We start from the raw sequence: 19,719 nt of genomic DNA, 5'->3' as shown, positions 1-19,719 counted from the left end.
CGTGGGGCCCTACGAGGCGGTCACCGCGTATCCGGCGGGCGAGAGCACCGCCGCCCGATTCGCGCTGAGCGCCGCCGACCGGGGATACTCGGGGGTCGTCGTTCGCAACGCGGCCGAGGCGAGCCTCGACGGGGAGGGGCCGAACCACGAGACGATCGCCGACGAGTACGATATCGACGTGGCCGACGCCGTCGAAATCCGGGCCGGGGACCGGTCGGCGGCGAGCGCGCGGATCACGGCGGTCCGTGACGACCGGACCCTCGTGCTGGTTCGCGGGTCGCGCGACCTGAACCGGTTCGCGTGCGAGGAGCCCCAGGTCGACGTGCTCTCGCGCCCGATGGCCGACGGCGACGTGAACCACGTCCTCGCGCGGGCGGCGAAACGCAACGGCGTCCGGTTCGAGTTCGACCTCGGGCGGGTCTGCCGGCTCCACGGCGGCCGCCGGGTCCAGGCGCTCGCGGACCTCAGAAAGCTCCGGGAGATCGTCTTCCAGTACGACGCGCCCTACGTGGTGAGCGCCACGCCCGGGAGCCACCTCGAACTCCGCGGACCGCGCGCCCTCGGTGCGCTCGGGGAGGTCGTCGGGTTCACCGAGGCGGAGATCGAAGCCGGGCTCGCGGAGTGGGGTCGGCTCGTGGACCGCAACCGCGAGGTCATGAGCGAGGCGTTCATTGAGCCTGGGGTCAGACGGGGCAGGTATGAAGAAGACGATCGAAGAACACGCTAGCCGGTTCGACGACCACGCCGCCGACTACGACGAGAGCCAGGACAGCGAGGCGTACCGTGCCGCCGCCTCGTTAGTGATCGAACACGCCGCGCCCAGTGCCGAGGACGTCGTGCTCGACCTCGGGATGGGGACCGGGGCGATCGGGCTCGCGCTCGCGCCCGACGCGAAGCGCGTCCTCGGTCGCGACATCTCGGAGGGGATGATGGACGAAGCCCAGCGAAAAGCCGACGAGGCGGGCATCGAGAACGTCGCGTTCGAGACGGGACGCTTTCGGGAGCCCAACGTCGACGAACCGGTCGACATCGTGGTCTCGAACTTCGCGATGCACCACCTCGCGAACGACGAGAAGCGCGAGGCGATCGCCACCATCGGCGACCTCGGGCCGCGGAAGTTCGTGCTGGGCGACGTGATGTTCTTCGACGGCCCGGACCCCGACGAACCGTTCTACTCGCCCGAGGTCGACGACCCCGCGACGGTGGGAGCCCTGGCCGACGCGCTGACGGACGCGGGCTTTTCACTCACGGCGGTCGAGCGCGTCCACGACCAGGTCGGAGTGTTGGTGGCCGAACGCGCCGGCGGGCGGGCGGGGACGGCCCGGCAGGAATGAAACACCTCCCGAAACACCTCCGGCCCCGACGGCGGTATCTCGGGGTCGCCATCGAGTCCTGGCCCGACGCCGGGTTCGGGCGGCGCGACCTCCAGCGCGAGTGCTGGTACGCCGCCCAGAACCTCCTCGGGGACCCGGGCGGTGCCGACGCCGACCTACAGGTGATCGACTTCTCGTTCGAGGGCGGCCGGGGCTGGGCGATGGTGCGCGTCCGGCGCGGCGAGGTCGAGCGGGCACGGGCCGCGTTGACGTGTGTCGATTCGGTCGACGGAGCGCCGGTAGCCCTCGAAATCCTGGGAACGAGCGGCACGATACGTGCCTGTGAAGAAAGGTATAAAGGTCGCGCGTTATTAAAAGCGGACAAGAGAAACGTCGCGTTCGCGGACGTACGGCGTCCCGCCTTCGTGCGGGGCGGACGAGTCGACGTCCGACTGGAAGACGGGTTCGTGGGGGCGACGTCACTCGATATCTGAAACTATGCAGGGACAAGCCCAACAGCAGGCCTACGACCGTGGGATAACGATCTTCTCACCGGACGGGCGGCTCTACCAGGTCGAGTACGCCCGCGAGGCGGTGAAACGCGGCACCGCGAGCATCGGCGTCAAGACCACCGACGGCGTGGTGTTCGCCGTCGACAAACGCTACCAGTCGCCGCTGGTCGAGCGCGAGAGCGTCGAGAAGATCCACAAGGCCGACGACCACATCGGAATCGCCAGCGCGGGCCACGTCGCCGACGCCCGCCAGCTCATCGACTTCGCTCGCCAGCAAGCCCAGATCAACCAGCTCCGCTACGGCGAGCAGATCGGTGTCGAGACCCTCACGAAGGACGTCACCGACCACATCCAGCAGTACACCCAGGTCGGCGGCGCGCGCCCGTTCGGCGTCGCGCTGATCGTCGGCGGGATCGAGGACGGCGAACCCCGCCTCTTCGAGACCGACCCCTCGGGTGTACCGAGCGAGTGGCAGGCCCTCGCGGTCGGGTCGGGCCGCTCCGAGATGCTCGAACACCTCGAAGACGAGTACCGCGACGACATGGACCTCGACGGGGGCATCGGGCTCGCGCTCGAAACCCTCTCGGTCGCCGGCGAGGACGCCTTCGCCGCCGCCGAGATCGGCGTCGCCACCGTCGACGTCGAGACCGAGCAGTTCCGCGAACTCCCCGACGACGAGATCGAGTCCTACCTCTCGGAGTACGACCTCCTCGAGACCGACGAGACCGACGAGGAGTAACTCCCCCACCCGGTCTTCGCGGCGTCCCTAACACGACCGTGAGCCTCGGCTCCCGTCGGATGGCCCGACGAAGAGGGAAGCGACTTGTGCGTCCGGCCCGATACGTCGGGTATGATATCGCTTGACGAGGCGGTGACGGCGCGCCTCGAATCCCACGGCGCGCGGTTCGAGGTGCTGGTCGACCCGGACGCGGCGCTCGCCATCAGGCGCGGCGAGTTCGAGGGTGAACTGGAGGACGTGATCGCGGCCGAGGACGTCTTCGAGGACGCTTCGAGGGGCGATCGCCCCGCCGAATCCGACGTCGAGGACGTCTTCGGCACCACCGAACCCCTCGATATCATTCCGGAGGTCATCCGCGAGGGCGAGATCCAGATCACGGCCGACCAGCGCCGCGAGATGCAAGAACAGAAGCGCCGCCAGCTCATCAACGTCATCGCGCGCAACGCGATCAACCCCCAGATGGACGGCGCGCCCCACCCGCCCGACCGGATCGAGTCCGCGTTGGAGGAGACCGACTTCCGTATCGACCCGATGGACACAGTGGAGAACCAGGTCGACGACGCGCTCGATGCGCTCAGGCCGGTGATCCCGATCCGATTCGAGGAGGTCACGATGGCGGCCCAGATCCCCGCCGACCACGCCGGCAGCGCCCAGGCCCAGATCCGCCAGTTCGGCGACCTGGTTCGCGAGGAGTGGCAGAACGACGGCTCGTGGATCGGGGTCGTGGAGTTCCCGGCGGGCCTCCAGAACGACTTCTACGAACTCGTGAGCGAGCAGTCGGGGGGCGAGGGCGAAGTCAAGAAGGTCCGCGACGAGGACGAAGTCCGGACGCAGTAGACGACCCCACTTTTTTCTCGTCCCCATTCGCTCGCTGCGCTCGCTCAGGGTCCTCGCAAAAACCTGTCTTGCTGAGTGCAACGAACGAAGTCGTTCGAAACGCCGAAGGCGTTTCGCGATGCCGAAAACGCGAAGCGTTTTCGAGCAGCTCGGAAGACACGAAGTCATTCGAGAGAGCGAAGCTCTCTCGCCGTCACGAAAGGCGCTTCGCGCCTTTCGGGCGATGTCACTCACACCGACGCGCCCGCGCGCCACGGCACCGACCGCACCCGATACGGACGCGTCTCCGACACGGTTCGAGAACGCACCCGGGATTCAAGACGCTCGGCCACGTAACTCGGGACGATCGACGCGACGCGTCGACCGAACGACATGAATGCCATCATCGCAAAGCGGGTCGATTCCGGGAGCGCCGACATCGGTGAGATACGGGACCTCGCGCGGGCAGCGGGCTATGAGGTCGTCGGAACGCTCACCCAGACCAGAACCGAGGACGCCGCGTTACATCTCGGGGAGGGGAAGGTCGGCGAGCTCGCCGAACTCGTCGCCGAAACCGGCGCGAACACGGTGATCTTCGACAATCGGCTCGGCCCGTACCAGACCTACAACCTGGGACGGAAACTCCCCGCCGACACGGCGGTGATGGACCGGTTCCGCCTGATCCTCGAGATCTTCGGCCAGCGCGCTCGAACCAAGAAAGCCCAGCTTCAGGTCGAACTCGCCGAGCTCCGCTACGAGCTCCCGCGGGTCGAGGCGAAGGTCAGCCTCGCACGGCGCGAGGAGCGCCCGGGGTTCATGGGGCTCGGGGAGTACGACGAGTCGCGCGAACAGGACATCAAAGCCCAGATAAGCGCCATCAGCGACGAGCTGGAGACGATCGAGGCGACCGAGGAGCACCGTCGCGAACAGCGCCGGGAGTCGGGGTTCGACCTCGTGGCGCTCGCGGGCTACACCAACGCCGGGAAATCGAGCCTCCTCCGGCGGCTGGCGGCGGACGTCGAGGTCGACGAGAACGAGGGGCTCCACCCGGACCTCGACCCCACCGCCGAATCCCAGGACAAGCTGTTCACCACGCTCGGGACCACCACCCGCCGCGCCGCGATGGACAGACCCGTACTGGTGACCGACACGGTCGGGTTCATCTCCGACCTCCCACACTGGCTGGTCGAATCGTTCAAGTCCACGTTGGATTCGGTCTACCGCGCCGACCTCGTCCTCCTCGTCGTGGACGCGAGCGAGTCGGTCGAGCGGATGCGCGAGAAACTCGTCACCGCCCACGACACGCTCTACGAGCGAAACGAGGCTCCGATCGTCACCGTGCTCAACAAGACCGACCTCGTGGACGAGGCGACGCTCCAGGAGAAGCGCGAGGCGCTCTCGACGCTCGCGCCGAACCCGGTGGCCGTGAGCGCCGCCGCGGGCACGGACATCGAGGACCTCGTCGAGCGGATCGAGGAGGGGCTACCGGCCTACGAGCGCGAACGTCTCGTCATGCCGATGGCCGACGACACGATGGGCGTAGTCTCGTGGATCCACGACCACGCCGAGGTCGAGGACGTCTCCTACACCGACGCCGGCGACCAGGTCACGGTGTCGTTCGCGGCGCGACCGTCGGTGGTCGAACGGTCGCGAAACAAGGCCGCCGACCTCGCCGTTCCGGTCGAATCATAGCTCGCGTTTCGTCTTCTCGACGACCCGTACGTCCTCGATGGCGGTGGCCGGATACGCCCCACCCTCGTCCTTCTCGGCGGCCTTCGTCATGTCCCACACGGTATTCAACCCGGTCGTCACGCCCTGGAGCGCCTCCATCTCACAGCCGGTCTTCCCGGTGGTCTCGACCGCGACGGTCAGCGTCACGCGGTCGTCGCCGACGCCGAACTCGGTGTCGACGTTCGTGACCGGGATCTGATGGCAGAGCGGGATCGTCTCCCAGGTGTGTTTCACGGCGTCGATCGCGGCGATCCGCGCGGTCGTGAGGACGTCCCCCTTCTCGATCTCGTCGGCACGGACCGCCTCGACAGTGGATTCGCGGAGGTGGATCGTTCCCCGTGCGACCGCCCGCCGGGCGGTGTCGGGTTTCGCGCCGACGTCGACCATCGCCGCGTCGCCCTCGCTCGTGGTGTGGGTCAGTCGGTCCGTTCGGTCGTCGCGCTCGGCGTCGGTCATCGGTCGACCCGCATCGCCTCGGGGATCGCATCGAGGAGGTCCGAAGCCATGAGACCGCTCCCGCGGTCGAGCGCCTCCGCGGCCCGGCCGTTGACGTAGGGGGCGACGCAGGCGGCGTCGAACGCCTCGCGAGTGCCGAGCTGGGCGGCCGTGATCCCCGCGAGCAGGTCGCCGGTACCGCCGACGGTCATGCCGGGGGTCCCGACCCGCGAGATCCGGGTTCGCTTTCCATTACTGATCACGTCGTCCTTCGCCTTCGCGAGCACGATGTGGCCGAGGTCGGCGGCGAAGGCCTCGATCTCGTCGGCGTGGGCCGCGAGGTCGTCGACGTCGGGCCCGCCCATCTCGGCGAGTTCGTGGCGGTTCGGGGTGCAGACCAGCGTCGCGTCGGTGTCGACCTCGGGGACCACCGAGAGCGCGTCGGCGTCGACGACCGCCCGCCCGTCGAACCCCGAGAGGAACTCCGCGACCGCGTCGAGGGTTTCGTCGGCGGTGCCGAGGCCGGGCCCGAGCACCACGATGTCGTCGTGGCGCGTCGCGGTGTCGAGGAGGTCGTCGACCTGGTCCGGACCCAGTCGGGGAGCGTCGTAGGGCTGGACGATGAGGTCCTCGGCGTAGCCCGCGATCGGATCGAAGACCCGCTCGGGGATCGAGACGAAGGCGAGGTCCGCCCCCGCCCGGAGCGACGACTGGGCGGCGAGCGCCGGCGCGCCGGTGTAGGGCCCGCCGCCGATGACCATCACCCGGCCCGAATCGCCTTTTCGTGCACGAGGATCCGTCTCGACCGCGAGGTCGCCCGGCCCGACGAACCGCTCGGCGGCGGCCGGAATCCCGATGTCTTCGACCCGAACGTCGGCGTCCAGCGAATCGAGACCGGGCTTCGAGTCGTGGAACGTCACCACGTGGTCGGCCTCGACGGCTCCCGCCCCGCCCTCGCCAGTGTCGGCGTCCACCCCTGAGGGAACGTCGACCGAGAGCACCGTCGCGTCGGACTCGTTCATCTCCCGGGCCGCCGTGGCCTCGGGTTCGCGGAGGTCCCCCGAGATGCCGGTGCCGAGCATCGCGTCCACGACCAGGTCGGGGTCCCCGAGGCCGATGGCCCGTGAGTCCTGCACTTCCTCGACATCGTACTTCGCTTCGTCGAGCGCGTCCCAATTCTCGCGGGCGATGTCGGTCGAGATGGTCTCGGCACGACCGAGCAACAGCGTGTGGGTGTCGAACTCGTCGAGGAAGCGGGCCGCGACGAGCGCGTCGCCGCCGTTGTTGCCGCGACCGGCGACGATGGCGATCCGGGAGCCGGGATCGACGAGGTCACGCACTGCGCGCGCGACGGCGTTGCCGCTCGACTCCATCAGCTGTTTCTGTGGAACGCCGAGCGCCGCGGCGTTCGCGTCGACGGCGGCCATCCGGTCGGTCGTGATCATGGCCGTTCGTCCGGGGGCCGGCGGATTAAGCGTGCGGGACTATCAACGGATCCCGAACTCCGATTCGTCCTCGGGCTCCCCGTAGTCGGCCTCGACCGATTCGACCTCGGCCGCCGGGCTGCCTGTGTGACACCACTCGACCAGTTGCTCGACGTCGTCCTCCGCGCCCTCGAAGACCGCCTCGACCCGGCCGTCGTCGAGGTTCTTCACCCAGCCGTCGACGCTCGCCTCGCGTGCGGCGTCGCGGGTGTTCGCCCGGTAGTGGACGCCCTGGACGGTCCCCGAAACGAAGACGTGTGCTCGAACGCGGTCACTCATGGTTGCATGCAGGGCCACGCGAGTGAAAAACGTCCGGGCCGCTCACCCGAGGTCGGGACCGTTGGCCCGGAGGTAGTGGAAGACGTGAGTCTGGGCGTAGCCCGCGTACTGGCCGCCGAACGCCTCGCGGATGGCGCGCGAGGTCTCGGTGTACGACCCGCGGTCGCAGTCGGGGTAGTGTTCGGCGATCGCGGTCTGGATCCAGGTGTCGAGCGGGACGGCTTCGAGGTAGCCGAGCGAGAACAGGAGGATACAGTCGGCCACCTTGTCGCCGACGCCCATGAACCCCTTCAGGAACTCGCGGGCGGCCTCGTACTCGCGCCCGCGGGCGTCCGTCGGGTCGAGTTCGCCGTCGGCGACGAGCCGCGCGCTCTCGGCGACGTACGGTGCCCGATAGCCGAGCGAACAGTCGCGGAGCTCGTCCACGGTCGCGGCCGCGAGCTGGTCGGGGGTCGGGAAGGCGTGGTAGGTCTCGCCGTCGAACTCGATGGCGGTGCCGAACCGTCGCGCCATCGTGCGCTGCATCGTGTGGATGCGCTTGACCCGCATCTGTGCCGAGCAGATGAAGGTTATGAGCGTCGGAAACGGCGGATCGCGAACGATCCGCAGGCCGTCGTAGGCGTCGAACGCCGTCTCGATGAGCGGGTCGTCGGGGAGTTCACGCTGGATCGCGGGGAGGTCGTCGTCGAGCCGGAGGAGGTGGGTGAGGTGGTCCGTCGCGTCCGTGCTCGACTCCCACTCCAGCCGGCCGTCGGTCTGTCGAACCCGAACCACCTCGTCGTCGCCGGCGAGATCCGGGGGCAGGACGGCGGTGTACCACGCCGACCCGCGGGCGACCCCCGACTCGTCGTACATGCGGCCGTCGGCGCGGTCCCAGAAACACGACTGCCCGGATTCGAGGGTGGCCTGGAGGTCGACCCCGCCGGCGAGCGAATCGACCTCGATCGTCCCGGTTTCCATCGCCCGCACTCGGCCGCCGGGCGGATTGGCGCTTTCGACTCGGGCCGACCAAATGTTGATAGCCGCCGGTAGCGAACGTCTCGCTATGGACTGTCGAGTCGTCGTCGAGGCGGCCATCCCGGTGTACGACGTCGAGACGCCGGACGAGGCGATGCGGATCGCCATCTCGAAGACCGGCGGGATGCTCAACCCCGACCTCAGCTACGTCGAGATCGAGGCGGGGTCGCGGACCACGCCCGGCGGCGAGGCGCTCCCGCCCGCGTTCGTGGTCGCCGACGAGGCGCTGGTGGCGCTCGAACTCGGGATGACCGTCTTCAACGTCGAACGCGAGGAACACGCGAGCCGGATCGCCCGCAAGGAGATCGGCCAGCGCCTCGAGGACATCCCGCTCGACGTGCTCTCGGTCGAGGTGCTCGACGCCGACGACGAATCCGAGACGACAGAAGACGAATCCGAGACGACGGAAGACGACGGCTCGGAGGAGGAGAACGGACCCGCGGCTGACGGCGGTATGCTCCCCGATTTCGACGAGCTCCTCGAGGAGTAAGGGCGGCGCTGTCGCTCGACAGTGGACGAGCGGCAGAACCGGCGCGAGTCGTCAGTCGGCGGCCGCGGGGACCGTTTCGGTCTCTTCGCTGTGTCGCATGTCGGCGGTTATCCCGTCGGCGAGTGCAAAAACAGCGGCCTTGTGGTCGGTCTTCGACTTGTGGATCGAGGTCGGCCTGACCCCGAGTGATTCGTAGGACTCGTATTCGACCGAAGTCCCGGTTCGTGCTTCGTGGTGTTTGCGTACCTCTGCAAGCAGGCCGTGGAGGTGGATGAGCTCCTGCTTTTTCATGGGCGAGTACGCCTAACGACTGGAGGGTAATAGTAGTATCCTGATGCGCGTTAACACACTGCTCTGTAAAAAACCCCGTATCGGGGCGGCTACGGCGGTTCTTCACGAACGATCCGCGGCGATCACGGGTGGTGAGGGCAGCGAGGTCGGCGAAAAACGTATCGAGAACGGTCGGACCGGGAGGGGGGCCGGGCCGATGGACGGCGGCTACTCGAACTGCCGAAGCATCGTGAGGTCGCGGTCGGTTCGCATGAACTCGGTGAGCCGGTAGCTCGCGTGACAGTTCGGGCAGTGAAACACCGCGTCGCTCGCGGGGAGGTCGCGCGGTGCCGACTGCCAGTGTTTGGCGCACTCCGGGCACAACAGTTGGACGGCTGCTTCGTCCATACCGCGCGTCGACGGGCGAAGCCGACAAAAACCTTCGTGTGGATCGGGTGACGAGCCTGTTCAGGCCGCCATGACGTCGCCTTCGGCTTCGAGGAGCTCCTTGTACCGGTTCCGGATGGTGACCTCGCTGATGTCGGCGACCTCGCTCACTGCACCCTGGGTGACCTTCTCGTTGGTGAGCAGCGCGGCGGCGTAGACCGCAGCGGCCGCGAGGCCCACGGGGCTCTTGCCGCTGATGATCCCCTCGTCCTTCGCGGTCTCGAGGAGCTGGCGGGCGCGGCGTTCGGACTCCTCAGAGAGGTCGAGGTCGGAGGCGAACCGCGGGACGTAGCTTGCGGGGTCGGCGGGCTGGATCTCGAGACCCAGCTCGCGGACGACGTAGCGGTAGGTCCGGGTGAGCTCCATTTTTCCAACTCTGGAGACCGTCGCGATCTCGTCGAGGCTCCGCGGGGTGCCGGCCTGGCGCGCGGCGGCGTAGAGCGCGCTGGTCGAGACGCCCTCGATCGAGCGCCCAGGCAGGAGGTCCTCGTCGAGCGCGCGGCGGTAGATCACCGAGGCGGTCTCGCGAACGGAGTCCGGGAGGCCGAGCGCGCTCGCCATGCGGTCGATCTCGCCGAGGGCCTGTTTGAGGTTGCGCTCCTTCGAGTCGCGGGTTCGGAACCGCTCGTTCCAGGTTCGCAGCCGCTGCATCTTCTGGCGCTGGCGCGAACTCAGGGCGTTGCCGTAGGCGTCCTTGTTCTGCCAGCCGATGTTGGTCGAGAGGCCCTTGTCGTGCATCATGTTCGTCGTCGGCGCGCCCACGCGCGACTTCTGGTCGCGCTCGGCCGAGTCGAACGCCCGCCACTCGGGGCCACGGTCGATCTCGTCGGTCTCGACGACGAGCCCGCAGTCCATACAGACCGTCTCGCCGTGTTCGGTGTCGGCGGCGAGCCGGCCACCGCACTCGGGACAGGTCAGTTCGTCCTCGGCGGCCTCCTGCTCGTCGATCTCCTCTTCGGTCTGCTCTCGTTCCTTCTCGTTGATCCGGGTTGTAGTGTCGCTCATTGTTGGATAGGCACTCTGATACGGTGCTCTGTGTGGGGTACTCTGTGGACGATCCCAGAACTCGGTGCTTGACAGCACGTTAGTCCGTAAAGAACTTAAAGGTACCGATAGCCGACGTCCGAGATCGGACGTCTCACGTCCTCAGGCCAGCGTTGAGAACGGGGTCATATATCACCTCGTTAATCGGGATGTTTTTAGGGTGGATCGTCGTGGCTGGACGCCGCTGTCGGCCGGGTTCAATCCCACGTCACCCAGGTCAGGAAGGCGACTCCGCCGAACTCCAGCACCCGGAGCGCTAGCATGGCCTCCTGTGCCAGCGGCGGGACGAGCGACGGGTCCGTCACCCACGCGGTGAGGCCGTGGTGGAAGGCGAAGAAGTAGATCGCCAGCGCGTTCTCGGCGAGGAGCAACACGGCGAAGACGAGGAGCCCGAGGGTGTGCTTCGAGCGGAATCGGAGATAGTTCCGGCCCCAGATGTAGGCGAGAACGAGGAGGAAGAGCACGTTGAGCGCGCTGAAGACGCGCATGCCGTCGATCAGAACCGCCATCTATTCACCTCTAACTCACAGCCTCGCATATACTCTTTCCCAAATCGGGCCATACTCAGTCCACCTGTTCGATGATGTCCTCGATCGTTTCCCAGTGGTGGCGCGCCTGGTCCGTCGGGAGGTAGACCGCGCCGTAGTCGTCGCCACTGTTTTCGAGAACGTTGTTGTCGACCAGCACGTCGAGGTGGTGTCGGACCGTCTTGTAATCGAGGTCCAGGTCCCCGGCGAGCTGGTTGGCGTTGCGTGGGCGCTCGTCGAGCGCTTTGAGGATCCGCACGCGGTTCGTGCCACCACGGGTGCCGGTCAGCACGTACCACAGCACGGCCTCCATCGAACGGAACTGACACACCCATCCCTTGTAAGCACACCGACCGCCGAAGGCGGTCTACACCGTGAAGAGGTCGCCCTCGTCCGGCACCGAGAACACGCCGAGGCGCGCGCCGGCGTCGAGCCAGGCGTGGCCGTACGAGAACGCCGCGAGCGCGTTCACGGGGTCGCCCGATTCGCGGAAGTGGCGGCCGTCGGCGAGATACGACCGCGCCATCTCCTCGTAGTCGGCGGCGACGCCGGCCAGCGGGGTTCCCTCCGGGGGCGCGGTGCTCGCGGCGTCGAGCGCCTCGGCGAGGAGTCGTTCGTAGCGGTCGGTCTTCTCCGCGAGGTCTGCGGGCATGCGAGTCGAAGAGCCGAGACCCACCTAAACGCTTCGAGCCCCGAGTCCACAAGCTAATTACTTCCGCGGACCCTACAGGAGGTATGTCCGAAAACCAGGAGCCGGAACACCACCGCCTGGTCGTCACGGGGTCGGGGATCGCGGGGCTGACCGCCGCGATCTACGCCGCCCGCTCGAACAACGACCCACTCGTCCTCGAAGGCGACGAACCCGGTGGCCAACTCACTCTCACCACCNGCGGGGCTGACCGCCGCGATCTACGCCGCCCGCTCGAACAACGACCCACTCGTCCTCGAAGGCGACGAACCCGGTGGCCAACTCACTCTCACCACCGACGTCGCAAACTACCCCGGCTTCCCCGACGGCATCGGGGGCTCCGAACTCGTCCAGCGAATGAAGACACAGGCCAAGAACTTCGGGGCCGACGTCCGCCACGGCGTCGTCGAGGCCGTCGACGATTCGACCCGACCCTTCGAACTCACCCTCTCCAGTGGGGAGTCGCTCACCGCCGACGCGGTCATCGTCGCCAGCGGTGCCAGTGCCCGCACTCTCGGAATTCCCGGCGAGGACGACCTCATGGGCTACGGCGTCTCGACCTGTGCGACCTGCGACGGGGCCTTCTTCCGCGACGAGGAGATGGTCGTCGTCGGCGGCGGCGACGCCGCCATGGAGGAGGCCAGCTTCCTCACGAAGTTCGCCTCCAAAGTCCACCTGATCCACCGCCGCGAGACCTTCCGCGCCGAGGATTACTGGATCGACCGCCTCGAAGAGCACGTCGATGCCGGCGAGGTCGAGGTCGTCAAAAACACCGAACTCGACGAAGTACGTGGGACTCCCGAGGGTGGCATCGAAGGCGTCTCGCTTCTCACTCACCCCGAGGGCCACCCGAGCGAGAAGCGCGACGACCCCGAAACCGAGAAGGTCGACCTCGACGTCGGCGCGGTCTTCCTCGCCATCGGCCACACCCCCAACACCGACTACCTCCGGGAGACGGGCGTCGAGATGGATGCCACGGGCTACCTCCACACCGAGGGCGGCACCGGCGGCGGACAGACCCGAACCGGCGTTCCCGGCATCTTCGGTGCGGGCGACGTCGTCGACTCACACTACCAGCAGGCCNAGGGCGGCACCGGCGGCGGACAGACCCGAACCGGCGTTCCCGGCATCTTCGGTGCGGGCGACGTCGTCGACTCACACTACCAGCAGGCCGTCACCGCCGGGGGCATGGGCGCGAAGGCCGCACTCGACGCCGACGACTATCTCGAAACCCACGACGCACCGACGGCGGAAGCGGAAGCCGCGTTCGCCGACGACGACTGACGGTCCCAATCCGATTTCTCACTCGACCGCGTAGCGACACAGCACGCCGTCGTCGATCCGCTCGACGGATTCGAGCGCGAGGTCGGGAAACTCCTCGACGAAGCCCGTTCCGTCGGCGAGCGTGGGTGCTTCCCGGCCACCGATGACCAGCGAGCCGAGAAAGACCGAGAGTTCGTCGACGAGGCCTGCTTCGAACACGGAAAAGAGAATTTCGCCACCGCCCTCGACCATGAGCCGGTCGATCCCCTCGGCTTCGAGCGCCGCGAACCCCGATGTGAGGTCAACGCGGTCGTCGCCGGTTTCGAGGAGGTGCGCGCCAGCCTCACGGAGGGCCGCTCGGTGGTCCTCGGGGGCCGCCTCACCGACGAGTACGTAGGTCGAGGCCTCGTCGTCGAGGATCCGGCTCCCGGGCGGCGTTCGTGCACGGGTGTCGACCACGACCCGCGCGGGGTGGGTGGGGTCGCCGCGCGCGCGTCGCTCGTCGCGTAGCTTCGGGTCCTCGACGGTCAGGTGGGGGTCGTCGGCGAGCACCGTGCCGACCCCGACGAGCACCGCATCGCACGACGCCCGCAGGGCGTCCACTCTGGCGAAGTCCTCGGGCCCGCTGATGACGACCTGCTCGCGTCGGCGCGAGGAGAGCTTCCCGTCGGCGCTCATCGCCGCGTTGGCCACGACGTGCATGGGGCGAGTACTCCACGACGGCGAAAGCCGCTTTCGGTGGCCGGAGCTATTTCCTCCCGGCGATCACCGTCACGACGGCGTCCTGGACGAACGGTTCGTCGAACCCGTCGAGCCGGTCACGAAGGGCCGCTTCGAACGCCTCCTTCTCGTTCCCGACGGTGGCTGGCGAGCAAAAGGAGAGCGAGAAGACGTAGCCGACGACCGAATCGACGTCCCAGGCGCGTTCGAACCCGAACGTCGCGGTCTCGACGACGGCGAACCCGAACTCCGTGACGAGTTCGTCCCAGGGGTCGTCGTACTCGATCGGGGCCGGTTCGTTCGGGGAGGTCCGCGAGGTACTCGCCGACGAGCGCGTAGACCGCGTCCTGCCACTCCTTCGTCCCGCGCGTGATCCACTCGCGGTTGGTGAGGAGCGCGACACCGCCCCCAGGACTGGTGAGTTCGTGGACCCGTTCGAGGGTTCGTGCCTGGTCCATCCAGTGAAACGAGCGCCCCATCGTGACGAGGTCGAAGGGGCCCTCGACCCCCGCCAGTTCGGCGTCCGAGCCGACGACCCAGTCAAGGTTCTCCCGTCCAGCGCGTTCGGCGCGCGCCTCGGCTTCCCGGAGCATCTCCGGGTTCGGGTCCATCCCGAGGACGGACCCCGCGTGTGCCGCGACCGGGACCGCGACCTGACCGGCCCCACAGCCGAGGTCGAGCACGCGCGAACTGCCGTCGAGGTCGAATCGACCCTGGAGGTACTCGATGGCGGGCTCGCCGTACCCCGGGCGGTAGTCGGCGTAGTAGGTCTCGGCGCTCGCGAACGGGGTCGCGGAGTCGTTCGGGGGCACGGTTCGAACCCGTACCGACCGCGAACGCACCAATCCATCGGATCGGTTCTCCACCCATCGAGGGCGTGGCAAACGCTACCGAACGTTTCCAATGGCTTAAGAGTCCATGTCACCTACCGGAACGCATGAGCGAAGGATCCGGACGAAAGAACCTCCGAATGCCGGACGACAACCAGGTCTTCGGGGTCGTCACCGAGCACAACGGTGGCAACCACGTCCGCGTACGGTGTATGGACGGGAGAGAGCGCATGGGGCGGATCCCCGGTCGAATGAAGTATCGGGTCTGGATCAACGAGGGCGACGTCGTGATCCTCGAGCCCTGGGACTGGCAGGACGAGAAGGGCACCATCGAGTGGCGCTACGAGGACCAGGACGCCGACCAGCTCCGGCGCGAAGGCCACATCGAGTAACCGATCCGACGTTCGCGTTCCGAACGATTAGTTTTCGAGCGTTTCGCTCGCGTTGTCACGTGGCCGATAGCCGATCGTGCGCTGGGTCTCGGTGAGCGAGAGGTAGCGGTCGTCGTTGCGCGAGATCCCGTGGACCACGAGCGGTTCGTGCGGGACCTCGGCGGTGGCGGCGGACTCGAAGACGTCCCGGCAGTCGCGGTGGCTGAGCCACATCGCGCGCCCGAACCGGGCGGCGTCCTCGGGGTAGTCGCTGTCCGCCGTGTCCTGTGAGTCTTCGAGTTCGTCCTCGGTCATGAGCCAGCCGATGCGGAGGCTAACGGCCTCGATGTCGTAGCGTTTCGAGAAGAAGTCGCCGAGCGCCTCGCCCGCGACCTTCGAGACCCCGTAGAACGAATCGGGCCGGCCCGCGGTCCCGGGGTAGACCGTGGGCGCGTCGGCGGCCATCGTCTCGGGTTCCGTGGGATCCGAGATGTCGTCCATGTTGACGGCGTGGTTCGAACTCGCGAACACCACCCGGTCCAGGTCGTTCTCGATGGCCGCGTGGTAGGCGTTGTAGACCCCGTCGATGTTCGGCTCCTTGAGGTCGTCCCACTCGGCGTACGGCGAGGGATTCCCGGCCAGATGGATCAGGACGTCCTGACCGTCGAGCGCGTCGACGAACGCCTCGCGGTCGGTGATATCGCAGACGATCGAATCGAGGTCGTCCGTTTCCTCGAACGTGAGCGGCGTGACCTCGTGGTCGGCGAAGCCATCCAGTAGCACTCGTCCAACGTTGCCCGCCGCGCCGGTTATCGCGATCTTCGTCATCGTACCGCCGTTCTCCGGGAGAGTACATAGGGCTTGATGACGGCCTGGCAGGTCGTTCGTGCCGGAAAGCAGGTAGGGTTTTCATCCCCGGTGCGCAAGAGGGCGCATGAACTGCGTCTTGGTGGGTTACGGCCGCGTCGGGATCCGGACCGCACAGATCCTCGATACGGAGGGCCACGAGGTGACCGTCGTCGAGAACGACCCCGAGAAGGTCGAACGGGCTCGCGAGGCGGGGATCGACGTGATCGAGGGCGACGGAGCCTCGGAGGCGGTGCTCGAATCAGCCGACCTCGAAACCGCCGACGCGGTCGGCGGTCTCACCGGCGACCCCGAAGTCAACTTCGAGGCCTGTCGGGCGGGGAACGACCACGGCTGTCGCACCGTTCTCCGGATCAGCGACGAGTTCACCGAGGACGTCTACCGAAAGTACAGCGAGGGCGTCGACGAGATCATCTACCCCGAGCAGCTCGGCGCGGCCGGCGCGAAGACCGCGCTGCTCGGCGGCGATTTCAGCGTGCTCGCCGACATCACCGAACGGCTCTCGGCGATCGTGCTCGTCGTCCCCGAGGACTCCCCGGTGGTGGGTGAACGCGTCGTCGCGCTCGACATCCCCGACGACGCCCACATCTACGCCCACGGTCGCGCGGACGAGCCGATGACGATCCCGCTGCCGAGGACCGAAGTCGAGACCGGCGACCGCCTCGCGATGATGGCCGAACCGGACGTCGTCTCGGCGGTCCGCGACCGTATCCACGGGACGGCCGACGACTGAACCGGCGGCGCGGCTCGAACGGTCGGGGTCGGGGTGGAGGAGCCCCGATCTAGAGGAGAGGGAAAACCGGGCGCGCGAACGGGGGGAAGTGTGGGGGAGGGGTGGAACCGGTCGACGCGCCCGCTCGGGACGAGGCCCGGACGGTACTTAATTCCGCGTCAGACACTCGCACGACGAACCGGGTTCGGCGGCGGTCGCCGTGGGATCGAAGTCAGGGCTCGTACTCGTCGAGCTGAGTTCGTGAGGACTGGCCGGTGAGTTCGTCGAAGTCGATGCCGTCCGAGAGGGCGGTCTCCTTCTTGACGCGGTAGTTGCCGCCGTCGGTGACGTAGCAGTCGCCGGGATGGAAGAAGTACCAGTCCTCGCGGTCGAAGCGCACCCCGATCCGGGGTTTCGCGCCGAAGTTCCGCGCGAAGAAGACGAGCGCCTCGACCTCCTCGCCGGTGAGGTAGATCGGATCCCCCGAGGACGATTTCGCCTCGATGGCGTAGAAGTCGTCGCCGTTGCCCGCGAGCACGTCCGGGAGTTCGCGCTCGGTGGCCGCTCCCGAGGCGGGCGCGCGCATCACCGCGTAGCCCGCCCCATCGAGCCGATTGACGAGTTCGCGTTCCACCCGGTCGCCCTTCGCGTGGCTCACGTCCCGTGGTCCCAGCTCCCCATGTACTCGGTCTGTGCCCCGGTGAGTTCGTCGAGGTCGATCCCCTCGGCGTCGAGTTTGATCTCGGCGACCTCCCTGTCCAGCTCGTCGGGCACGTCGTGGACGCCCGGCTCGTAGCTCGCTTCGGTGAGTTCGCGAACCGAGACGGCCTGGACCCCGAAGGACTGGTCCATCACCTCGACCGGGTGGCCGAGCGCCACCGGCGCGGCGAGGTTCACCAGCCGACCCTCCGCGAGCACGTTGAGCCGTCTTCCATCACTGAGCGCGTACTCACGAACGCCGGGGCGAACCTCACGATCACTCTCGGCGAGCTCGGAGAGCGCGTCGAGGTCGATCTCGATGTCGAAGTGGCCCGCGTTGGCGAGCAGGACGCCGTCTTGCATCGACTCGAAGTGGTCGCGGGTGATCACGTCGCGGTTCCCGGTCGTCGTGATGAAGACGTCGCCGACGGCGGCGGCCTCGTCCATCGGCAGGACCTCATAGCCCTCCATGTGGGCTTCGAGCGCGCGCCGGGGGTCGACCTCCGTGACGACGACCTTCGCGTTCTGCCCGGCGGCCTTCTTCGCCACGCCGCGCCCGCAGAAGCCGTAACCAGCGACGACCACGGTCTTGCCCGCCCACGAGAGGTTGGTGGTCATCGCGATGGCGGCGAGCGAGGACTCGCCGGTCCCGTGCACGTTGTCGAAGAGGTGTTTCATCGGGGTGTCGTTCACCGCGAACACCGGGTAGTCGAGCGCGCCGTCGTCGTCCATCGCGCGGAGGCGGTGGACCCCGGTCGTCGTCTCCTCGCAGCCGCCCTTGATCGAGTCGATGAGGTCGGGGTGGTCCTCGTGGATCGCGGCGACCATGTCCATGCCGTCGTCCACGGTGATGGTGGGTTCGTGGTCGATGACGGCCTCGATCGCGTCGTAGTACTCGTCGTCGTCGACCCCGCGCTCGGCGTAGGAGGTGATCGAATCGTTGGCGTCGAGCGCCGCGCTGACGTCGTCGTGGGTCGAGAGCGGGTTGCAGCCCGTGATGGCGATCTCCGCCCCGCCCGCCGCGAGGGTCTCGGTGAGGACGGCAGTGGTGGCCTCGACGTGCATCGCCATCCCGAGGCGTTCGCCCGCGAGGGGTTGCTCGGCCTCGAACTCCTCGCGGAGCGCGTCGAGGATCGGCATGTGTTCGCGGGCCCAGTCGATCTTCTGGCGGCCCGACTCCCGGCTCGCCGCCGGGTCGTCGAGCCGGTCGGTGATCGGAGATGCGGTCATGGTCGTATCGAGAGCCAGTGGGCTCAAAACCCTACCGAAGCCCGGTGGATCGACCGCGACACGTCGCCCGAGGGATGTCGAACGCGCCCACCGCCGCGACAACGGTGGGGTTTATATGCCACCGGAGCGCTTCCGAACGCCAACGACGAGATGACGTCGAAATCCACCCTCGCGATCGTGATCGCCGTGGCCGTTCTGCTCTCGGGCTGTGCCGGACTCGCCGGTCTCGGTGGGGAGGAGACCGCCGCACCGACGTCGACGCCGATCGAAGGGACGGCGGCTGGCGGGGCCCCCACGGGAGGCGACGACGCGACCGAGACGCCCGCCGAGACCACGACGACCGTAGCGGCCACCCCGACGACTCGCGCCGCGACGTCGACGGCGACCGCGACCACAGCATCAACCGCGACGCCGACAGCGACGACTCCCGCTCCGACACCGACCAGTACTCCGACTGCAACACCGGCCGCCACGAGCACCGCGACGCCGACCGACACGCCGACGGGAACCGAATCCGGGTCGGTCGTCGAACGGCCCGACGGGCTGGACGACGACCAGCGATATCTGGTCGTGCGGGCGGTCGGGAGCGGCGAGTCCTACTACCGGATCTACGTCCCGGGGAGCATCGAACTCGGGCCCGAGGCGGACCGCGAGGGTGCCGACCACCCGGACCGGACGATCCATCTGACCGAGACCTATATTCAGGGCTACGTCGGTGACGGGGGCGTCGACAGCTACATCACCGGTGTCTCGCCGGGCACGATGGTCAACGACGGCAACGCGACGCTGGCGGTCTACGAGGACGGCGAACGGACCGACACGCTCGAACCCGGCGAGGGGCTAGAGGGGAACACCACGATCGCGCCGACCACGCTGCCGCCGCCGAGCGACTCGGAGAACGTCGTCCGGGTCGAGGCGGTCGGGAGCGGCGAGTCGATGTACTTCCTCTCGGCGACCGAGGGACTCACGCTCGGCAACGAGGCCGACGTTCCCGCCGAGGCGGACCGTCCGGACCGATGGTCACCTATCGGAACCAACGAGATCTACGGGTTCGTCGGTGACGGTGGCGTCGACAGCTATCGGACGACGGGCGAGGTCACCTCCCTGAGCAACGACGGCAACGCGACGCTTCGGGTCTCCGTCGACGGCGAGCCCTGGAACACCGTCGAACCGGGCGAGTCGGTCGGCGACCGGCTCTCGGGGGACTGAGCCGTCGGACAGAGGCCGAATCGCAG

At 67.8% G+C, this 19,719-nt stretch carries 25 protein-coding genes and 1 pseudogene; 11 read left to right on the top strand and 15 right to left on the bottom strand.

Translation table 11 applies throughout. The annotated features are described in order from the left end of the window. The first annotated feature begins 1 nt into the window (after position 1). The 6 genes from C447_RS06435 to hflX all read left to right on the top strand — a co-directional run bounded on the left by C447_RS06435 (position 2) and on the right by hflX (position 5,072). Positions 2–727: an RNase P subunit p30 family protein gene (locus C447_RS06435; protein ID WP_007692048.1), complete on the top strand. Its 726-nt coding sequence runs from the start codon at positions 2–4 to the stop codon at positions 725–727. Then, on the top strand, positions 699–1,334 hold the full coding sequence (locus tag C447_RS06430; RefSeq protein WP_007692046.1) for a class I SAM-dependent methyltransferase: 636 nt from the start codon (positions 699–701) through the stop codon (positions 1,332–1,334). Before C447_RS06435 ends, C447_RS06430 begins: the two co-directional genes overlap by 29 nt. Next, positions 1,331–1,807, top strand: a complete 477-nt coding sequence (locus C447_RS06425; protein WP_007692044.1) for an Rpp14/Pop5 family protein — start codon at positions 1,331–1,333, stop codon at positions 1,805–1,807. Before C447_RS06430 ends, C447_RS06425 begins: the two co-directional genes overlap by 4 nt. 4 nt (positions 1,808–1,811) lie before the next feature. Then, positions 1,812–2,564: an archaeal proteasome endopeptidase complex subunit alpha gene (gene psmA / locus C447_RS06420; RefSeq protein ID WP_007692043.1), complete on the top strand. Its 753-nt coding sequence runs from the start codon at positions 1,812–1,814 to the stop codon at positions 2,562–2,564. Between the two features lie 111 nt (positions 2,565–2,675). After that, positions 2,676–3,401: a ribosome assembly factor SBDS gene (locus C447_RS06415; protein WP_007692042.1), complete on the top strand. Its 726-nt coding sequence runs from the start codon at positions 2,676–2,678 to the stop codon at positions 3,399–3,401. A 372-nt stretch (positions 3,402–3,773) separates the two neighbouring features. Beyond that, complete coding sequence (gene hflX / locus C447_RS06410) at positions 3,774–5,072, top strand: GTPase HflX (protein WP_007692041.1); 1,299 nt, start codon at positions 3,774–3,776, stop codon at positions 5,070–5,072. Here the strand turns inward: hflX and moaC are convergent. From moaC to C447_RS06390, 4 genes are read right to left on the bottom strand one after another with little or no spacing between them, the layout of a single operon-like run. Further along, the gene (gene moaC / locus C447_RS06405; protein WP_007692040.1) at positions 5,067–5,567 is read right to left on the bottom strand and encodes a cyclic pyranopterin monophosphate synthase MoaC; all 501 of its coding nucleotides are present in this window, start codon (positions 5,565–5,567) and stop codon (positions 5,067–5,069) included. The genes hflX and moaC overlap by 6 nt on opposite strands. Beyond that, positions 5,564–6,991, bottom strand: coding sequence for a bifunctional ADP-dependent NAD(P)H-hydrate dehydratase/NAD(P)H-hydrate epimerase (locus C447_RS06400; RefSeq protein ID WP_007692039.1), 1,428 nt, complete (start codon positions 6,989–6,991; stop codon positions 5,564–5,566). Before C447_RS06400 ends, moaC begins: the two co-directional genes overlap by 4 nt. A 42-nt stretch (positions 6,992–7,033) precedes the next feature. After that, on the bottom strand, positions 7,034–7,309 hold the full coding sequence (locus C447_RS06395) for an acylphosphatase (RefSeq protein WP_007692038.1): 276 nt from the start codon (positions 7,307–7,309) through the stop codon (positions 7,034–7,036). Between the two features lie 42 nt (positions 7,310–7,351). Further along, complete coding sequence (locus C447_RS06390; protein WP_007692037.1) at positions 7,352–8,269, bottom strand: DNA-3-methyladenine glycosylase family protein; 918 nt, start codon at positions 8,267–8,269, stop codon at positions 7,352–7,354. 85 nt (positions 8,270–8,354) lie between these two features. Between C447_RS06390 and C447_RS06385 the strand changes: the two genes are divergently transcribed. After that, positions 8,355–8,816: a DUF555 domain-containing protein gene (locus C447_RS06385; RefSeq protein WP_007692036.1), complete on the top strand. Its 462-nt coding sequence runs from the start codon at positions 8,355–8,357 to the stop codon at positions 8,814–8,816. Between the two features lie 51 nt (positions 8,817–8,867). Here the strand turns inward: C447_RS06385 and C447_RS06380 are convergent, their stop codons facing one another. The 6 genes from C447_RS06380 to C447_RS06355 all read right to left on the bottom strand — a co-directional run bounded on the left by C447_RS06380 (position 8,868) and on the right by C447_RS06355 (position 11,756). Continuing rightward, a complete protein-coding gene (locus tag C447_RS06380) occupies positions 8,868–9,107 on the bottom strand; it encodes a UPF0058 family protein (RefSeq protein ID WP_007692035.1) in 240 nt (79 codons plus the stop codon). 207 nt (positions 9,108–9,314) lie between these two features. Next, a complete protein-coding gene (locus tag C447_RS06375) occupies positions 9,315–9,494 on the bottom strand; it encodes a DUF7836 family putative zinc-binding protein (protein ID WP_007692034.1) in 180 nt (59 codons plus the stop codon). A 60-nt stretch (positions 9,495–9,554) separates the two neighbouring features. Further along, positions 9,555–10,538: a transcription initiation factor IIB gene (locus C447_RS06370; RefSeq protein ID WP_007692033.1), complete on the bottom strand. Its 984-nt coding sequence runs from the start codon at positions 10,536–10,538 to the stop codon at positions 9,555–9,557. Between the two features lie 236 nt (positions 10,539–10,774). Then, on the bottom strand, positions 10,775–11,086 hold the full coding sequence (locus tag C447_RS06365; RefSeq protein ID WP_007692032.1) for a hypothetical protein: 312 nt from the start codon (positions 11,084–11,086) through the stop codon (positions 10,775–10,777). Between the two features lie 55 nt (positions 11,087–11,141). Then, the gene (locus C447_RS06360; RefSeq protein WP_007692031.1) at positions 11,142–11,417 is read right to left on the bottom strand and encodes a winged helix-turn-helix domain-containing protein; all 276 of its coding nucleotides are present in this window, start codon (positions 11,415–11,417) and stop codon (positions 11,142–11,144) included. A 54-nt stretch (positions 11,418–11,471) separates the two neighbouring features. Continuing rightward, a complete protein-coding gene (locus C447_RS06355; RefSeq protein ID WP_007692029.1) occupies positions 11,472–11,756 on the bottom strand; it encodes a DUF357 domain-containing protein in 285 nt (94 codons plus the stop codon). An 83-nt stretch (positions 11,757–11,839) separates the two neighbouring features. Between C447_RS06355 and C447_RS06350 the strand changes: the two are divergent. Then, positions 11,840–13,076, top strand: a pseudogene (locus C447_RS06350) (FAD-dependent oxidoreductase). An 18-nt stretch (positions 13,077–13,094) separates the two neighbouring features. Here the strand turns inward: C447_RS06350 and C447_RS06345 are convergent. Together C447_RS06345 and C447_RS06340 are read right to left on the bottom strand one after the other, a co-directional pair. After that, positions 13,095–13,757: a 2,5-diamino-6-(ribosylamino)-4(3H)-pyrimidinone 5'-phosphate reductase gene (locus tag C447_RS06345; RefSeq protein ID WP_007692025.1), complete on the bottom strand. Its 663-nt coding sequence runs from the start codon at positions 13,755–13,757 to the stop codon at positions 13,095–13,097. A gap of 116 nt (positions 13,758–13,873) precedes the next feature. Then, on the bottom strand, positions 13,874–14,587 hold the full coding sequence (locus C447_RS06340; RefSeq protein WP_007692024.1) for a class I SAM-dependent methyltransferase: 714 nt from the start codon (positions 14,585–14,587) through the stop codon (positions 13,874–13,876). Between the two features lie 125 nt (positions 14,588–14,712). On the opposite strand from C447_RS06340, the gene C447_RS06335 reads away from it, so the two are divergent. Then, entirely contained in the window at positions 14,713–14,997 is a 285-nt protein-coding gene (locus tag C447_RS06335; RefSeq protein ID WP_029601964.1) for a translation initiation factor eIF-1A, read from the top strand. Between the two features lie 27 nt (positions 14,998–15,024). Here the strand turns inward: C447_RS06335 and C447_RS06330 are convergent, their stop codons facing one another. Continuing rightward, positions 15,025–15,804 carry an NAD-dependent epimerase/dehydratase family protein gene (locus C447_RS06330; RefSeq protein ID WP_007692020.1) on the bottom strand — a complete coding sequence of 260 codons (780 nt, stop codon included), beginning with the start codon at positions 15,802–15,804 and terminating at the stop codon, positions 15,025–15,027. 106 nt (positions 15,805–15,910) lie between these two features. Between C447_RS06330 and C447_RS06325 the strand changes: the two genes are divergently transcribed. Next, positions 15,911–16,576, top strand: coding sequence for a potassium channel family protein (locus C447_RS06325; RefSeq protein WP_007692011.1), 666 nt, complete (start codon positions 15,911–15,913; stop codon positions 16,574–16,576). Positions 16,577–16,787: 211 nt separating this feature from the next. Here C447_RS06325 and hjc read toward each other — a convergent pair whose 3' ends face one another. Then, complete coding sequence (gene hjc / locus C447_RS06320) at positions 16,788–17,213, bottom strand: Holliday junction resolvase Hjc (protein ID WP_007692009.1); 426 nt, start codon at positions 17,211–17,213, stop codon at positions 16,788–16,790. Beyond that, complete coding sequence (locus C447_RS06315) at positions 17,210–18,484, bottom strand: adenosylhomocysteinase (RefSeq protein WP_007692007.1); 1,275 nt, start codon at positions 18,482–18,484, stop codon at positions 17,210–17,212. Before C447_RS06315 ends, hjc begins: the two co-directional genes overlap by 4 nt. Positions 18,485–18,634: 150 nt before the next feature. Between C447_RS06315 and C447_RS06310 the strand changes: the two genes are divergently transcribed. Further along, complete coding sequence (locus C447_RS06310) at positions 18,635–19,693, top strand: hypothetical protein (protein WP_007692005.1); 1,059 nt, start codon at positions 18,635–18,637, stop codon at positions 19,691–19,693. Positions 19,694–19,719: the final 26 nt, after the last annotated feature.

Source organism: Halococcus hamelinensis 100A6 (genome assembly GCF_000336675.1).
Taxonomy (GTDB): Archaea; Halobacteriota; Halobacteria; order Halobacteriales; family Halococcaceae; genus Halococcus; species Halococcus hamelinensis.
Note: the sequence above shows the minus strand (reverse complement) of the source record. Positions and strands in the feature narration are given on the sequence as shown.

Bases quoted from the DNA above. Each gene is read 5' to 3' on its own strand.
- C447_RS06430 (WP_007692046.1), top strand. From the start codon at position 699: ATGAAGAAGACGATCGAAGAACACGCTAGCCGGTTCGACGACCACGCC.
- C447_RS06425 (WP_007692044.1), top strand. From the start codon at position 1,331: ATGAAACACCTCCCGAAACACCTCCGGCCCCGACGGCGGTATCTCGGG.
- psmA (WP_007692043.1), top strand. From the start codon at position 1,812: ATGCAGGGACAAGCCCAACAGCAGGCCTACGACCGTGGGATAACGATC.
- C447_RS06415 (WP_007692042.1), top strand. From the start codon at position 2,676: ATGATATCGCTTGACGAGGCGGTGACGGCGCGCCTCGAATCCCACGGC.
- hflX (WP_007692041.1), top strand. From the start codon at position 3,774: ATGAATGCCATCATCGCAAAGCGGGTCGATTCCGGGAGCGCCGACATC.
- moaC (WP_007692040.1), bottom strand. From the start codon at position 5,567: ATGACCGACGCCGAGCGCGACGACCGAACGGACCGACTGACCCACACC.
- C447_RS06400 (WP_007692039.1), bottom strand. From the start codon at position 6,991: ATGATCACGACCGACCGGATGGCCGCCGTCGACGCGAACGCCGCGGCG.
- C447_RS06395 (WP_007692038.1), bottom strand. From the start codon at position 7,309: ATGAGTGACCGCGTTCGAGCACACGTCTTCGTTTCGGGGACCGTCCAG.
- C447_RS06390 (WP_007692037.1), bottom strand. From the start codon at position 8,269: ATGGAAACCGGGACGATCGAGGTCGATTCGCTCGCCGGCGGGGTCGAC.
- C447_RS06385 (WP_007692036.1), top strand. From the start codon at position 8,355: ATGGACTGTCGAGTCGTCGTCGAGGCGGCCATCCCGGTGTACGACGTC.
- C447_RS06380 (WP_007692035.1), bottom strand. From the start codon at position 9,107: ATGAAAAAGCAGGAGCTCATCCACCTCCACGGCCTGCTTGCAGAGGTA.
- C447_RS06375 (WP_007692034.1), bottom strand. From the start codon at position 9,494: ATGGACGAAGCAGCCGTCCAACTGTTGTGCCCGGAGTGCGCCAAACAC.
- C447_RS06370 (WP_007692033.1), bottom strand. From the start codon at position 10,538: ATGAGCGACACTACAACCCGGATCAACGAGAAGGAACGAGAGCAGACC.
- C447_RS06365 (WP_007692032.1), bottom strand. From the start codon at position 11,086: ATGGCGGTTCTGATCGACGGCATGCGCGTCTTCAGCGCGCTCAACGTG.
- C447_RS06360 (WP_007692031.1), bottom strand. From the start codon at position 11,417: ATGGAGGCCGTGCTGTGGTACGTGCTGACCGGCACCCGTGGTGGCACG.
- C447_RS06355 (WP_007692029.1), bottom strand. From the start codon at position 11,756: ATGCCCGCAGACCTCGCGGAGAAGACCGACCGCTACGAACGACTCCTC.
- C447_RS06345 (WP_007692025.1), bottom strand. From the start codon at position 13,757: ATGCACGTCGTGGCCAACGCGGCGATGAGCGCCGACGGGAAGCTCTCC.
- C447_RS06335 (WP_029601964.1), top strand. From the start codon at position 14,713: ATGAGCGAAGGATCCGGACGAAAGAACCTCCGAATGCCGGACGACAAC.
- C447_RS06330 (WP_007692020.1), bottom strand. From the start codon at position 15,804: ATGACGAAGATCGCGATAACCGGCGCGGCGGGCAACGTTGGACGAGTG.
- C447_RS06325 (WP_007692011.1), top strand. From the start codon at position 15,911: ATGAACTGCGTCTTGGTGGGTTACGGCCGCGTCGGGATCCGGACCGCA.
- C447_RS06315 (WP_007692007.1), bottom strand. From the start codon at position 18,484: ATGACCGCATCTCCGATCACCGACCGGCTCGACGACCCGGCGGCGAGC.
- C447_RS06310 (WP_007692005.1), top strand. From the start codon at position 18,635: ATGACGTCGAAATCCACCCTCGCGATCGTGATCGCCGTGGCCGTTCTG.